Annotated in this window: 12 protein-coding genes; all 12 read left to right on the forward strand. The window is 45.3% G+C overall.

The window, feature by feature from the left end:
- The first annotated feature begins 76 nt into the window (after nt 1-76).
- The 12 genes from atpE (Q0E19_RS10545) (at nt 77) to Q0E19_RS10600 (ending at nt 14,903) form a co-directional block, all read left to right on the forward strand.
- A complete protein-coding gene (gene atpE / locus Q0E19_RS10545) occupies nt 77-295 on the forward strand; it encodes an ATP synthase F0 subunit C (RefSeq protein ID WP_294409473.1) in 219 nt (72 codons plus the stop codon).
- 22 nt (nt 296-317) lie between these two features.
- Nucleotides 318-536 carry an ATP synthase F0 subunit C gene (gene atpE / locus Q0E19_RS10550; RefSeq protein ID WP_294409473.1) on the forward strand — a complete coding sequence of 73 codons (219 nt, stop codon included), beginning with the start codon at nt 318-320 and terminating at the stop codon, nt 534-536.
- A gap of 34 nt (nt 537-570) precedes the next feature.
- A complete protein-coding gene (gene atpF, locus Q0E19_RS10555) occupies nt 571-1,056 on the forward strand; it encodes a F0F1 ATP synthase subunit B (protein WP_294409474.1) in 486 nt (161 codons plus the stop codon).
- The gene (gene atpH, locus Q0E19_RS10560; protein ID WP_294409475.1) at nt 1,053-1,577 is read left to right on the forward strand and encodes an ATP synthase F1 subunit delta; all 525 of its coding nucleotides are present in this window, start codon (nt 1,053-1,055) and stop codon (nt 1,575-1,577) included. Before atpF ends, atpH begins: the two co-directional genes overlap by 4 nt.
- A 4-nt stretch (nt 1,578-1,581) precedes the next feature.
- Nucleotides 1,582-3,078 carry a F0F1 ATP synthase subunit alpha gene (gene atpA / locus Q0E19_RS10565; protein WP_294409476.1) on the forward strand — a complete coding sequence of 499 codons (1,497 nt, stop codon included), beginning with the start codon at nt 1,582-1,584 and terminating at the stop codon, nt 3,076-3,078.
- Nucleotides 3,079-3,139: 61 nt separating this feature from the next.
- Nucleotides 3,140-4,054, forward strand: a complete 915-nt coding sequence (atpG, locus tag Q0E19_RS10570; RefSeq protein ID WP_365905021.1) for an ATP synthase F1 subunit gamma — start codon at nt 3,140-3,142, stop codon at nt 4,052-4,054.
- An 18-nt stretch (nt 4,055-4,072) separates the two neighbouring features.
- The gene (atpD, locus tag Q0E19_RS10575; RefSeq protein ID WP_294409477.1) at nt 4,073-5,479 is read left to right on the forward strand and encodes a F0F1 ATP synthase subunit beta; all 1,407 of its coding nucleotides are present in this window, start codon (nt 4,073-4,075) and stop codon (nt 5,477-5,479) included.
- A gap of 3 nt (nt 5,480-5,482) precedes the next feature.
- Entirely contained in the window at nt 5,483-5,902 is a 420-nt protein-coding gene (locus tag Q0E19_RS10580; RefSeq protein WP_294409478.1) for a F0F1 ATP synthase subunit epsilon, read from the forward strand.
- A 212-nt stretch (nt 5,903-6,114) separates the two neighbouring features.
- Complete coding sequence (locus Q0E19_RS10585) at nt 6,115-6,780, forward strand: M15 family metallopeptidase (protein WP_294409479.1); 666 nt, start codon at nt 6,115-6,117, stop codon at nt 6,778-6,780.
- 408 nt (nt 6,781-7,188) lie between these two features.
- The gene (gene gltB / locus Q0E19_RS10590; protein WP_294409481.1) at nt 7,189-11,733 is read left to right on the forward strand and encodes a glutamate synthase large subunit; all 4,545 of its coding nucleotides are present in this window, start codon (nt 7,189-7,191) and stop codon (nt 11,731-11,733) included.
- A gap of 13 nt (nt 11,734-11,746) precedes the next feature.
- On the forward strand, nt 11,747-13,231 hold the full coding sequence (locus tag Q0E19_RS10595; protein WP_294409482.1) for a glutamate synthase subunit beta: 1,485 nt from the start codon (nt 11,747-11,749) through the stop codon (nt 13,229-13,231).
- A gap of 130 nt (nt 13,232-13,361) precedes the next feature.
- Entirely contained in the window at nt 13,362-14,903 is a 1,542-nt protein-coding gene (locus Q0E19_RS10600; RefSeq protein ID WP_294409483.1) for an alpha-amylase family glycosyl hydrolase, read from the forward strand.
- Nucleotides 14,904-14,908: the final 5 nt, after the last annotated feature.

The raw sequence follows: 14,908 nt of genomic DNA on the forward strand, positions 1-14,908 counted from the left end.
AACAGCGATCTACGGACTTATCATTGCGTTTCTGATAATCTTTGTACTTAAATAAATACGGAAAGGAAGAGTAAAAATGTTAGTAGCTATCGGAGCGGCACTTGCCGTATTTACAGGAATAGGAGCAGGCGTGGGAATAGGAATCGCCACAGGAAAGGCAACAGAGTCTATCGCAAGACAGCCTGAGGCAAAGAAAGATATAAGAAGTTCGCTTATCTTAGGCTGCGCCCTTGCAGAGGCAACAGCCATCTATGGACTTATCATTGCGTTTCTGATAATCTTTGTACTTAAATAAATACGGAAAGGAAGAGTAAAAAATGTTAGTAGCTATCGGAGCGGCACTTGCCGTATTTACAGGAATAGGAGCAGGCGTAGGAATAGGAATCGCCACAGGAAAGGCAACAGAATCTATCGCAAGACAGCCGGAAGCAAAGAAAGATATAAGAAGTTCACTTATCTTAGGCTGCGCCCTTGCAGAGGCAACAGCTATCTACGGACTTATCATTGCGTTCCTGATTATCTTTGTACTTAAATAAAGATGATCGAGATTTCTGAAAGGAGTTAATTTTTATGCTGAAGTTAGACTGGACTCTGCTTTGGACGGTCATAAACCTCCTTGTTTTGTTTGTGCTTCTGAAAAAATTCCTGTTTGGTCCTGTATGCAAAATGATGGACGAAAGACAGGCGCAGATACAGGCTGATCTGGACGGCGCTGCACAGGCGAAGGCTGACGCAGAGAAAATGAAGTCCGATTATGAAGCTGAGATAGCAGACGCTCACAGCGAGGCACTGGAGATAACACGTTCCGCAAAGGAAAGAGCGGGAAAAGAATGTGACCTTATGCTGGAGAATGCAAGAGTTGAATCGGCTAAGATACTTAAAGAAGCTGAGAAGTCGGCTGAAAATGAAAAGAACAGAGCCTTCGATGACGCAAAGGTCGAGATCGCAGACCTTGCTCTCCTTGCTGCGGCAAGAGTAATTGGCAGAAATGTTGACGGCGACTCCGAAAGGGAGGCTGTGAACGACTTCCTGTCAGAGGTAGGTGCGTCGAAGTGAGCAAGTGCAGAAAATTGGTAATGTACGGTCATCAGGTGTGTGCAAAGGCTCTTTTTGAGCAGAACGTAAGCTATGAAACGGTGAAAGCTGCCGAAGATATCTTTGCACAAGATCCTCAGCTTTCTCAGGTGCTTTCAAGCCCTCAGTTTGACGTTTCTGAGAAAGCCGCTGTTATAGACAGGATATTCCCGAAAGAGATATGCGCTTTTCTGAAAGTAATGGCTGAGTTCGGACATATGGCTGATATCGACTGTGTGTTTGCGGCTTATGAAGATCTGAGAGCGGAAAAAAATAAAATACTGAAAGCTGAACTTTTCTGTGCGGAACCTGTAAGCGGGGAAACAAAGGAAAAGTTCAGAGAAACGCTGAAGAAAAAGTACGGCGTTAATGATGTCCTGCTGGAGGTAACGGAGGACAGCTCCCTTATCGGCGGATATGCCCTTATGGTGAACGGAACGCTTTTCGATAAGAGCGTAAAGGGTACGATAAAGGCTTTGCAGGACAGATTAATCAGGAGGTGAGAATATGAATAATGCAGATATAATCTCGGTGCTGAAAAGCGAGATAAAGGACTTTGAAGTCAGAATGCAGGTCAGCGAAACGGGCAGCATTATTTCTATAAATGACGGTATCGTAAATGTATACGGACTTGACCACGTTATGTACGGCGAGCTTGTTGAATTTGAAACAGGCGTAAAGGGCATTGTTCAGAATATTGAAAGAAAGACCGTCGGAGTTGTACTTCTCGGTTCGGATTACGGTCTGAGCGAGGGTTCAAAGGTCATAAGAACAAAGAAGAAAGCAGGCGTGGGAGTAGGCGAAAAGCTGCTGGGAAGAGTTGTTGACGCTCTCGGTCAGCCGATAGACGGCATGGGCGAAGTTGAATATGACGACTACTATCCTATCGAGCGTGAAGCTCCTCCTGTTGCTGCGAGAAAGTCGGTAACAGTACCGCTTGAAACAGGTATACTTTCCATAGACTCTATGTTCCCGATAGGAAGAGGACAGAGAGAACTTATTATCGGCGACAGGCAGACAGGTAAAACTGCTATCGCCGTTGACACAATAATCAATCAGAAGGGCAAGGATATGATCTGCGTCTATGTTGCCGTAGGTCAGAAAGCCTCAACTGTATCAAAGCTGGTATCTGATCTTAAAAAGCATGGCGCAATGGAATACACCATTGTTGTTGCATCAATGGCAAGTGATCTTGCTCCTTTGCAGTACATATGCCCATATGCAGGAACAGCAATGGCTGAGTATTTTATGGATAAGGGCAAGGACGTTCTTATAGTATATGATGACCTTTCAAAACACGCTGTGGCATACAGAGCAATGTCGCTGCTGCTGAAACGTTCACCGGGACGTGAGGCTTATCCTGGAGATGTTTTCTATCTCCATTCCAGACTGCTGGAGCGTTCGAGCCGTGTTGATGATGAACATGGCGGCGGTTCGATAACTGCTCTGCCTATAATCGAAACACAGGCAGGCGACGTTTCCGCATATATCCCGACCAATGTAATTTCTATCACCGACGGTCAGATATTCCTTGAAACAGAGCTTTTCTTCTCAGGCATAAGACCGGCGGTAAACGTAGGACTTTCAGTATCGAGAGTCGGCGGCGCAGCACAGACCAAGATAATCAAAAAGGTATCAGGCGGACTGAGAATGGATCTTGCACAGTTCAGAGAAATGGAAGTTTTCACACAGTTCAGCTCAGATCTGGACAAGACCACGCAGGAACTTCTCGACCATGGTCACAGACTTGTGGAACTGCTGAAACAGCCGCTTTATCACCCATTCTCAATGGCGGACGAGGTAATAATACTTCACTGTGCGCAGAAGAAGCTTATGCTTGATGTACCGCTCAACGAGATCGCACAGTTCAGAAGTGATCTGCTTTCATATTTCTCGGCAAATCACCCTGAGATAATAAGCGAGATCAACGAGAAAAAGGTGTTCAGTGATGAGCTTGGTGAAAAGATAACCGCTGCCGCTAAGGAATTTAAAGCAGGCAGATGATAAAAGACGTAAAATCCAACACAGAATGGAGGCGAGTCCATGTGCAGAGCCTTAAAGATCATTGGCTGACTGCATGGGCGATCTTATGGCGGGAATGAAAGAGATCCGTGACAGAATAGCCAGCGTCGAGGAGATAATGAAGATAACCAATGCTATGTATCTTATCTCCTCATCAAATCTTAGAAAAGCTAAGAAAAATCTTGAAAATACAGCTCCGTATTTTGAAAAGCTCCAGTCCACCATACATCATATCCTTTCGCAGACTCCTGAAATGGAGCATAAGTATTTCGACCAGCGTGAAGAAAAAAAGCCTGAGGATAAGATGATCGGCTATATAGTCGTGACTGCCGACAAGGGACTTGCGGGAGCGTATAACCACAATGTCTTAAAGCTTGCCGAGCAGGAGCTTGCGAAGCATAAGAACACCTGCCTTTTCGTGGTGGGACAGATCGGCAGACTGTATTTTTCAAGACGAAATGTAACAATAGACGGCGAATTTCTGTATACCGCCCAGAACCCGACGCTTTACAGAGCGAGGTCGATGGCGGAAACTATAATAGATCTGTACGAAAGAAAATATCTTGACGAGGTATATGTTATCTACACAAAGATGATAACTTCAATGAAAATGGAGCCTGAGATATTAAAGCTTTTCCCTCTTGAAAGGGAGAATTTCAGCAATCCGAAAAAGCTTCAGACACATAATATCGCAACTTTCAGGCCATCGCCTGAAAAGGTAATGGATCATCTTGTGCCGAACTATATGAAAGGTCTTTTGTACGGCGTGCTGATAGAGGCTTTTTCCTGTGAGCAGAATTCGAGAATGACGGCGATGTCCTCTGCTACCGACGCAGCAAAGGATTCCATAAGACAGCTCAGTCTGCAGTACAACCGTGCAAGACAGGCTGCCATAACGCAGGAGATAACCGAGATAGTCGGCGGTGCGAACGCACAGAAAAGTCAGCAAAATTCATAAGTGCAGGAGGCAGATAAAATGGAAAACTCTAATAAGGGTAAGATAGTCCAGATCCTCGGCCCTGTTGTGGACGTGGAATTTGACAGCGGAAAACTTCCTATGATAAAAGATGCACTTACCGTTGAGCTTGACGGTAAGACAAGAGTACTGGAGGTAGCGCAGCAGCTCGGAAACAATACTGTCCGTGCGATAATGCTTTCTTCCAGTGACGGACTTGCAAAGGATATGGATGTCACAGCCACAGGAAGCTGTATAAAAGTGCCTGTGGGTGACTGTACTCTCGGAAGAATGTTCAACGTTCTGGGAGAAGAGATAGACGGCGGAGAACCTGTTAAGGCAGAGGAAAGATGGGGCATACATAAAGATCCTCCTAAGTTTGAGGATCAGAAGCCTGCCACAGAGATACTTGAAACAGGCATAAAGGTAATCGACCTTCTTGCACCTTACGCAAAGGGCGGTAAGATCGGTCTGTTCGGCGGCGCAGGCGTAGGAAAAACTGTGCTTATACAGGAGCTTATCACTAACGTTGCCACAGAGCATGGCGGATATTCTATCTTTACAGGAGTAGGCGAGCGTTCAAGAGAGGGAAACGACCTCTGGCATGAGATGTCCGACTCAGGCGTAATAAAGAAAACAGCCTTAGTGTTCGGTCAGATGAACGAACCGCCCGGATCAAGAATGAGAGTTGCTCAGACAGGACTTACAATGGCTGAGTATTTCCGTGATAAGGAACATCAGGACGTACTTCTTTTTATAGATAACATTTTCAGATTTGTACAGGCAGGCTCTGAGGTATCTGCACTGCTGGGACGTATGCCGTCAGCCGTAGGATATCAGCCGACACTTGCAAATGAAATGGGTGCGTTACAGGAAAGAATAGCATCGACAAAACAGGGTTCAATTACATCTGTTCAGGCTGTATATGTGCCTGCGGACGACCTTACCGACCCTGCGCCTGCTATCACATTCTCACACCTTGACGCAACGACGGTCCTTTCAAGAAAGATAGTTGAGCAGGGAATTTATCCTGCTGTTGATCCGCTTGAGTCCACTTCAAGAATACTCGAACCCGATGTTGTGGGCGAAGAGCATTATATGGTTGCAAGAAAGACGCAGGAGCTGCTCCAGAAGTACAAGGAGCTGCAGGATATCATCTCTATCCTCGGTATGGAAGAGCTTTCGGAAGAGGATAAGATCGCAGTTTACCGTGCAAGAAAGATACAGAAGTTCCTTTCACAGCCTTTCCACGTTGCTGAAAACTTCACCGGTATTCAGGGCAAATATGTTCCTCTTAAGGAAACTATCCGTGGCTTTAAGAAGATCATCGACGGCGAAATGGACGAGTATCCTGAGGCTGCCTTCTTCAATGCAGGAACTATCGATGATGTTATCGAAAAGGCTAAGCAGCTGGAAAGCGAGGGATAAGCTTTGGTCAAGACCTTTAAGCTTGATATGATGGCGAGCGACCACGTTTTCTTCTCAGGAGAATGCGACGAGCTTGTTTTTCCGGGACAGGACGGCTCTTTCGGAATACTGCCGAATCATCAGCCTATGATAACCTGTCTGAATGCAGGCGAGATACGCTTCCGTGTGGGAGATGAATGGCATTATGCCATAGTGAGCGACGGTTTTGTCGAGATAATGCCAAACTATGTGAATATCCTTGCGGACACGATAGAACGTCCTGAGGATATCGATATCAAACGTGCTGAGGCGGCAAAGGAACGTGCCGAGGAGCGTTTAAGACAAAAGCTGAGCATAAAGCAGTATTATCATACACAGGCGGCTCTCAACAGAGCAATGACAAGACTCAAGCTTTCGGGAAAGCATAATCATATCAATATATAGCGGATAAAACAGCTTATATTTTAAAATATACGGAGTGCAAAGCAGCACAGATCAGGCAGATCCATAGAGATCCTGCTTGATTTGTGCTGTATTTTTTGTACCGAGCAGGGTTTACATATAACGGGCGGTGTGATAAAATAAAAAGCATAAAGGCAGTACCGCACAGGTCACGCCAGCGGCTTTGCCTAAAATATTTTACGGAGGCACGTTATATGAAAAAATCAGATACATTTACGCTGAGAGAGGGATTTTCCTTTCAGCCTGTTCCGCAGGATAAGCGGGAGTTTATGAACGGCAGAACATTTCACGAAAACAAACACATTGGATATGACGATCTGTCTTACCTCAATGTTAAATATTATGATTTTGAACACCATATTGCACAGGGCGAGATGGTTGTGAACAGAAAGCTTGCCCACGATGTGCTGGAGATCTTTGCGGAGCTTTTCGACGCAGGATATGAGCTTGAAAAGGTAAGGCTTTGCGACTGCTATGACGGCGATGATGACCGCTGTATGCAGGATAACAATACCTCATCATTCAATTATCGTGTTATTGCGGACACAGATACCCTGTCTTTACACGCTCTGGGCATGGCTGTTGACATCAACCCGCTGTATAATCCATACATAGTAGGCGAGAAGGTAATGCCGCCTGAGGGTGTGCAATATTGCAATCGTGAACTTGCATTTGCCCATAAAATAGATCATAATGATATTTGCTTTAAGATATTTGCTGCCCATGGCTGGAGCTGGGGCGGTGATTGGATAAATTCAAAGGACTATCAGCATTTCTATAAAGATGTGTCAAACCCCGTTAAAACAGCGGTAAAAGGCGTTGTGAGAGCAGTAAAAAGAGCAGCTGCAGACAATGGCTGAACGGCATAACGCACAGGCAAACAAAAAACATTTCATATTATTCATAATTTGTTTATAAATAATTTATGCAGGATTTATAGACTGAACTTGCATTTTGGCTCACTGTATGTTATAATGTATACGCTGTAAAAAATATAGTTTATTCGTGGTTAAAGTCAGTTTGTAGAAACGAAGCTGAATATTTACCAAAATTCAACTTTGCAGGATTTAAGTCCGAAACTTTCTTTTTGTGAAATTGCACAAGCGTTTTGGCATATGCAGAAAACATTACTGCATTTTGACTGAAACCGCTGCGGAGAAGCTGTTTCGGCAGTAAAAAACGACTGACTATCGGTTGCAAAATTCTAACTAAACAGTTGCTCGCTGCTCAATGGGAGATGTGAGGCGGGCAGGAAAGGGTGATAAGAAATGGAACAGACAGTGAATAAGAGCCGCAAGGGACTGTATTCGCCGAAATTCGAGCATGATAACTGCGGTATCGGAGCTGTTGTAAACATAAAGGGCGTCAAATCTCACGATACTGTCGCAAATGCGCTGACGATCGTTGAAACTCTCGAACACAGAGCCGGTAAGGACGCTGAGGGAAAGACGGGTGACGGCGTAGGTATTCTGCTCCAGATCTCACATAAGTTTTTCAAGAAAACAGCAAAGCAGGATCTCGGCATAAATCTTTCTTCTGAAAGAGATTACGCTGTGGGTATGTTCTTCTTCCCGCAGAATGAGCTTGCAAGAAATCAGGCTAAGAAGATGTTTGAGATAATCGCATCTAAAGAGGGACTGGACGTTCTCGGCTGGAGAGATGTTCCGTCAAGACCTGAGGTCTTGGGACACAGAGCTGTTGAATGTATGCCTGCTATCATGCAGTGCTTTATCAAAAGACCAAAGGGCGTAAGAAAGGGACTCGACTTTGACAGAAAACTTTACGTTGCAAGACGTGTTTTCGAGCAGTCAAATGAGGATACATATGTAGTTTCCCTTTCAAGCAGAACTATCGTATATAAAGGAATGTTCCTTGTTGGAGATCTGAGAAACTTCTTCCTCGATCTTCAGGATCCTGATTATGAATCAGCTATCGCTATGGTCCATTCAAGATTTTCAACAAACACAAATCCAAGTTGGCAGAGAGCGCATCCTAACAGAATGATGGTACATAACGGCGAGATCAATACTATCAGAGGAAATGCCGACAAGATGCTCGCAAGAGAGGAAACGATGAAGTCGGAACACCTCAAAGGCGACCTCGACAAGGTCATCCCTGTTGTAAATACAGAGGGTTCAGACTCTGCAATGCTGGATAACACACTGGAATTTCTCGTTATGAGCGGTATGGATCTTCCGCTTGCAGTCATGATCGCTATTCCTGAACCTTGGGATAATAACGGAACTATGAGCCAGAAGAAAAAGGACTTCTATCAGTACTACGCTACTATGATGGAGCCTTGGGACGGACCTGCGTCTATCCTCTTCTCTGACGGTGATATCATGGGCGCTGTGCTTGACAGAAACGGTCTGCGTCCTTCAAGATACTATATAACAGATGACGGAAACCTTATCCTTTCATCAGAAGTCGGCGCACTTCCTATTGACCCTGCAAAGATCGTTGTGAAGGAAAGACTTCGTCCGGGTAAGATGCTGCTGGTAGATACTGTTCAGGGCAGACTTATCGACGATGATGAACTTAAGGAATACTATGCTTCAAAGCAGCCTTACGGCGAATGGCTGGACAGCAACCTCGTATGTCTTAAGGATCTCAAGATCCCGAACGCAAAGGTCGAGGAACACAGCTATGAGAGCAGACAGCGTTTGCAGAAAGCGTTCGGCTATACATATGAGGAAGTTATGACTTCTATCCTCCCTATGGCAAAGAACGGTACGGAGTCTATTGCTGCAATGGGTACAGACAGTCCGCTTGCTGTGCTTTCAAATGAACCTCAGCCGCTGTTCAACTACTTCAAGCAGCTTTTCGCTCAGGTAACAAATCCGCCGATAGATGCTATCCGTGAGGAGATAGTTACTTCAACTACTATATATATCGGAAATGAGGGCAATATCCTTGAAGAGAAGCCTGAAAACTGCAAGGTAATGAAGGTGCATAATCCTATCCTTACCTCAACAGATATTCTTAAGATCAAGAATATGAACAAACCTGGATTCAAGGTAGCAGTTATCCCGATACTCTATTATAAGAACACAAGACTTTCAAAGGCTGTAAACAGACTTTTCATCGAGGCTGATAAGGCTTTCAGCGATGGCGCAAATATCCTTATCCTTTCCGACAGGGGAGTTGATGAGAACCACCTCGCTATCCCGTCACTGCTGGCAGTTTCTGCTCTTCATCAGCACCTCGTTGTTACAAAGAAGAGAACTTCCGTTGCAGTTATCCTCGAAAGCGGCGAGCCAAGAGAGGTACATCACTTTGCAACACTTCTCGGCTATGGTGCGTCTGCTATCAACCCATATCTTGCTCAGGAAACTATCCACGAGCTTATCAGCGACGATCTTCTCGACAAGGATTACTATGCCGCTGTTGACGATTATAACAGTGCAGTTCTCCACGGCATTGTAAAGATCGCTTCAAAAATGGGTATCTCAACTATCCAGTCATATCAGGGTTCACAGATATTCGAGGCTATCGGTATCGGCAGTGACGTTATCGACAAGTATTTCACAGGCACAGTCAGCAGGATAGGCGGTATCACGATAAAGGATATCGAGGACAATGTTGACAGACTTCATACAGCTGCATTCGATCCGCTGGGACTTGGAACAAGCCCTGAGCTTGAATCAAGAGGCAGCCACAAGTTCAGAAGCGGCAAGGAGGAGCATCTCTATAATCCTCAGACTATCTATCTGCTCCAGAAAGCTGCAAGAACAGGCGAATATGATGTTTATAAGCAGTATTCACATATGATCTCCGAGGAAATGGATCCTGTAAATATCAGAGGTCTTATGGACTTCAATTTTGCAGATACTCCTGTTCCGCTGGAAGAGGTTGAGAGCGTTGATTCTATCGTAAGAAGATTCAAGACGGGCGCTATGTCCTACGGCTCTATCTCGCAGGAGGCTCACGAAACACTTGCTATCGCTATGAACAGACTTCACGGCAAGTCCAACTCAGGCGAGGGCGGCGAATCTCTCGAAAGACTTCTTACCAAGGGACAGAAAGAGGACAGATGTTCTGCTATCAAGCAGGTAGCTTCGGGACGTTTCGGCGTAACTTCAAGATACCTTACATCTGCACAGGAAATACAGATCAAAATGGCTCAGGGTGCAAAGCCTGGTGAGGGCGGACATCTTCCGGGCAAAAAGGTTTATCCATGGATAGCAAAGACAAGACATTCTACACCTGGCGTATCCCTTATCTCACCACCTCCTCATCATGATATCTATTCTATCGAGGACCTTGCTCAGCTTATCTATGACCTTAAAAACGCAAACAAGGACGCAAGAATATCTGTAAAGCTGGTTTCTGAATGCGGCGTAGGAACTGTCGCAGCTGGTGTTGCTAAGGCAGGCGCAGGCTGTATCCTTATCTCCGGTTATGACGGCGGTACAGGTGCTGCTCCAAGAAACTCGATCTATAACGCAGGTCTGCCATGGGAACTCGGTCTTGCTGAGGCTCATCAGACACTTATTCAGAACGGTCTTAGAAATAAGGTCGTTATCGAAACAGACGGTAAGCTTATGACAGGACGTGACGTTGCTATCGCCGCTATCCTCGGTGCAGAGGAATTCGGTTTTGCAACTGCTCCGCTGATAACTCTCGGCTGCGCAATGATGAGAGTGTGCAACCTTGATACCTGTCCGTTCGGTGTTGCAACTCAGAATCCTGAACTCAGAAAGAGATTTGCAGGCAAGCCTGAGTATGTAATGAACTTTATGATATTCGTAGCTTCCGAGCTGAGAGAATATATGTCAAGACTGGGCGTAAGAACAGTTGACGAACTGGTAGGAAGAATTGATCTTATCAAGCCTAAGAGCGGTATCACAGGTACTGCTGCCGAGGTCGATCTTTCCAATATTCTCAGCGCAGATTTCGCTTCTGAAAAGGTTGAATATCACAACAAGAGCCTTTATGACTTCAAACTCAACGAAACACTTGACGAAAAGGTAGTTCTCAAGGAATTCTCAAAGGCACTTGCAAAGGGACAGAAGAAAACTATCAAGGTGGACGTTAAGAACACAGACCGTTCATTCGGTACTATCTTCGGTTCAGAGATCACAAAGAAATATTATAACACACTTGAAGATGATACATTCAAGATCGTCTGCAACGGTTCTGGCGGACAGAGCTTCGGTGCATTTATCCCGAAGGGACTTACCCTTGAACTGGTGGGCGACTCAAACGACTACTTCGGAAAGGGTCTTTCAGGCGGTAAGCTTGTGGTTTATCCTCCAAAGGAGTCAACATTCGAGGCAAGCGAAAATATCATCATCGGCAACGTTGCACTTTACGGCGCAACAAGCGGTAAGGCTTTCATCAACGGTGTTGCAGGCGAACGTTTCTGCGTAAGAAACTCAGGCGCAGTAGCCGTTGTTGAGGGCGTTGGAGATCACGGCTGTGAATATATGACAGGCGGACGTGTTGTAGTTATCGGTAAGACAGGCAAAAACTTTGCAGCAGGTATGTCGGGCGGTGTTGCATATGTTCTCGACGAGGACAGAGATCTTTACACAAAGCTCAACAAGGAAATGGTGCTGTTCTCTGAGGTCAAGGAAAAGTACGATATAATCGAACTCAAGGGACTTATCGAAGAGCATTATGAAGCAACAGGTTCACCAAAGGCAAAGCAGATCCTTGACAACTTTGACGAATATCTGCCTAAGTTCAAGAGGATAATCCCTCACGACTATAAGAAAATGATGGCTGCTATCGTTTCTATGGAAGAAAAGGGACTGTCAAGCGAACAGGCACAGATAGAAGCTTTCTATCAGATAATAAATAATAAGTAAGGAGGGGACTGCAATGGGAAAGCCAACAGGATTTATGGATTATGAAAGAGAGGACGCTGAGGCACTTTCAGTTGCCGAGCGTATAAAGAACTATGATGAATTCCACACTCCTCTCTCTAAAGAAGAACAGCAGAAACAGGGCGCAAGATGTATGGAATGCGGAGTACCTTTCTGTCAGTCTGGTATGCAGGTAGGCGGTATGATAACAGGCTGTCCGCTCAACAACCTTATACCTGAATGGAACGATCTTATATATCAGGGCTGCTGGGAGCAGGCTTATAACAGATTAAGACTTACAAACAACTTCCCTGAGTTCACATCAAGAGTTTGTCCTGCACTCTGCGAAAAGGCTTGTACCTGCGGAGCGAACGGCAACGCAGTTACGGTAAGGGCAAATGAGTACGGAATAGTTGAAAACGCTTATGAACAGGGTTATGCCTGCGCAAAGCCTCCTAAGGTAAGAACAGGCAAGAAGATCGCAGTTATCGGTTCAGGTCCTTCGGGACTTGCCGCTGCGGATCAGCTCAATCAGAGAGGTCACAGCGTAACAGTATATGAGCGTTCGGACAGGATAGGCGGACTTCTTATGTACGGTATCCCGAATATGAAACTGGAAAAGGACGTTATCGAAAGACGTACTGAGATCATGCAGGAAGAGGGTATCGAGTTCCTTACAGAAGTAAATGTAGGAAAGGACATAAAGGTAAGCGAGCTGCTTTCGCAGTATGACAGAGTAGTACTTGCCTGCGGTGCGTCAAATCCAAGAGATATAAAGGTAAAGGGCAGAGAGTCAGAGGGTATATACTTTGCAGTGGATTTTCTGAAGTCAACTACAAAGTCACTGCTTGACACAGGTCTTAAAGAGGGTTCATTCATTTCCGCAAAGGGAAAGAACGTTATGGTCATCGGCGGCGGTGATACAGGAAACGACTGCGTTGGAACAAGTATCCGTCATGGCGCAAAGAGCGTTTTACAGCTCGAAATGATGCCAAAGCTGCCTGATACAAGAGCGGAGAACAACCCATGGCCTGAGTGGCCGAGAGTCTGCAAGACAGATTACGGTCAGGAAGAGGCTATCGGAGTTTTCGGTTCAGATCCGAGAGTTTATCAGACAACTGTAAAGGAATTTGTTGCTGACGAAAAGGGTAAGCTCAAGAGCGCTGTGCTTGTAAAGCTGAAACCTGAAAAGGATAAGAAAACAGGCAGAATGATGATGAAAGAGATCGAGGGATCGGAGTATTCTGTTGACGTTGAACTTGTTCTTATAGCGGCAGGTTTCTTAGGTTCTGAAAGCTATGTAACAAAGGCATTCGGCGTTGAAACTGACGGCAGGACAAATGTTTCGACCACAAAGGATTCTCACAGAACAAATGTTGAGAACGTGTTCGTCTGCGGAGATATGCATATCGGACAATCGCTGGTAGTAAGAGCTATCAGAGAGGGAAGAGATGTTGCAAGAGAAGTTGACGAGAGCCTTATGGGTTACACAAATCTTTGATATTTTTAAAGAGAGATCGGTTATGATCTCTCTTTTTTTAATATTCTAATATTCTTAATATCTTACTATTGACATTAAAATATGAAACTGCTATAATGAAGAAAATTTAAGATTTACGGAGATGATCTATATGCCGAAATGGCTTGACAATGCAGTATTTTATGAAATTTACCCACAGTCTTTCAAAGACTCAAACGGCGACGGAATAGGAGATTTTAAAGGTATCATCAGCAAGCTCGATTACATAAAAGAACTTGGCTGTAATGCACTTTGGATAAACCCTTGCTTTAAGTCGCCTTTCGGTGACGCAGGCTATGACGTAGAGGACTATATGACGGTTGCCCCAAGATACGGCACAAATCAGGACCTCTGCGACCTGTTCGATGAGGCGCACAAGCGTGGTATGCACGTCCTGCTCGACCTTGTTCCGGGACACACTTCTGTTGAGCATAAGTGGTTCAAGGAGTCTATGAAAGCTGAAAAGAATGAGTTCACCGACAGATATATCTGGTCAGATTCTATCTGGGAGGGTACAGCTCCTATGGACTGTATCAGAGGTATTTCTGACAGGGACGGCTCGGCGGCAGTAAACTTTTTCTCCAGCCAGCCTGCTTTAAACTATGGATATTTTAAACCTGAACGTCCATGGCAGCAGTCAATGGATTCAGATGGCGCTTGCGCAACTATCGAGGCTATGAAAGATGTTATGAGATTCTGGCTCAGCGCAGGCTGTGACGGTTTCAGAGTCGATATGGCAGGCTCTCTTGTTAAGAACGATAATGAGAACTCAGACGGCACAGTTGCACTTTGGCAGAAGTTCAGAGCTTTCCTTGATGAGGAGTTCCCGCAGGCGGCTATGGTTTCAGAGTGGGGCGAACCTGACAAGTCACTCAGAGGCGGATTCCATATGGACTTCCTGCTTCACTTCGGACCGTCACATTACAACGATCTTTTCCGCTGTGAAGAGCCATATTTCTCTTCAAGAGGAAAGGGCGATATCTCACAGTTCATAAGCAAGTATAAGGAAAACTACGAAAAGACAGAGGGTAAGGGTCTTATCTGTATCCCATCGGGCAACCATGATATGGACAGAATGAGAAGAAATCTTGACCCTGAGGAAATGAAGATAGCTTTTGCATTCCTGCTGACTATGCCGGGCGCTCCGTTCATTTATTATGGTGATGAGATAGGTATGAGATATGTTGAGGGACTGACATCTGTTGAGGGCGGTTACGGCAGAACAGGCTCACGTTCACCTATGCAGTGGAACGACAGCGTAAATGCAGGATTTTCCGCAACGAAAGCAGAAGATCTGTACATTTCACTGGACAGCAGCGCAGACAGACCAACAGCTGAAAAGGAAATGAATGACGAAAATTCGCTCCGCAGCGAGGTCAAAAAGCTTATTGCTTTCCGTCAGCAGCATACTGCGCTTCAGAGCAAGGCAGGCATAAAGTTTGTTACAGAAAGCGGTTATCCTCTTGTTTATGAGAGGGAGAACGATGATGAAAAGCTGCTTGTTATCGTCAATGCGTCAGCTGAAAAGGCAGAGTTTGAGTACAAGGACAAGCTGGGAGAAATTTTGTACATCAATGGCGGAGAAGTTGCACAGAATGGTGAAACTGTACAGATTTCAGGACAGACAGCGGCAGTTGTAAAGATAGGCGGTTAATGTTA

It is taken from the genome of uncultured Ruminococcus sp. (genome assembly GCF_934476685.1).
In the GTDB taxonomy this organism is placed as follows: domain Bacteria; phylum Bacillota; class Clostridia; order Oscillospirales; family Ruminococcaceae; genus Hominimerdicola.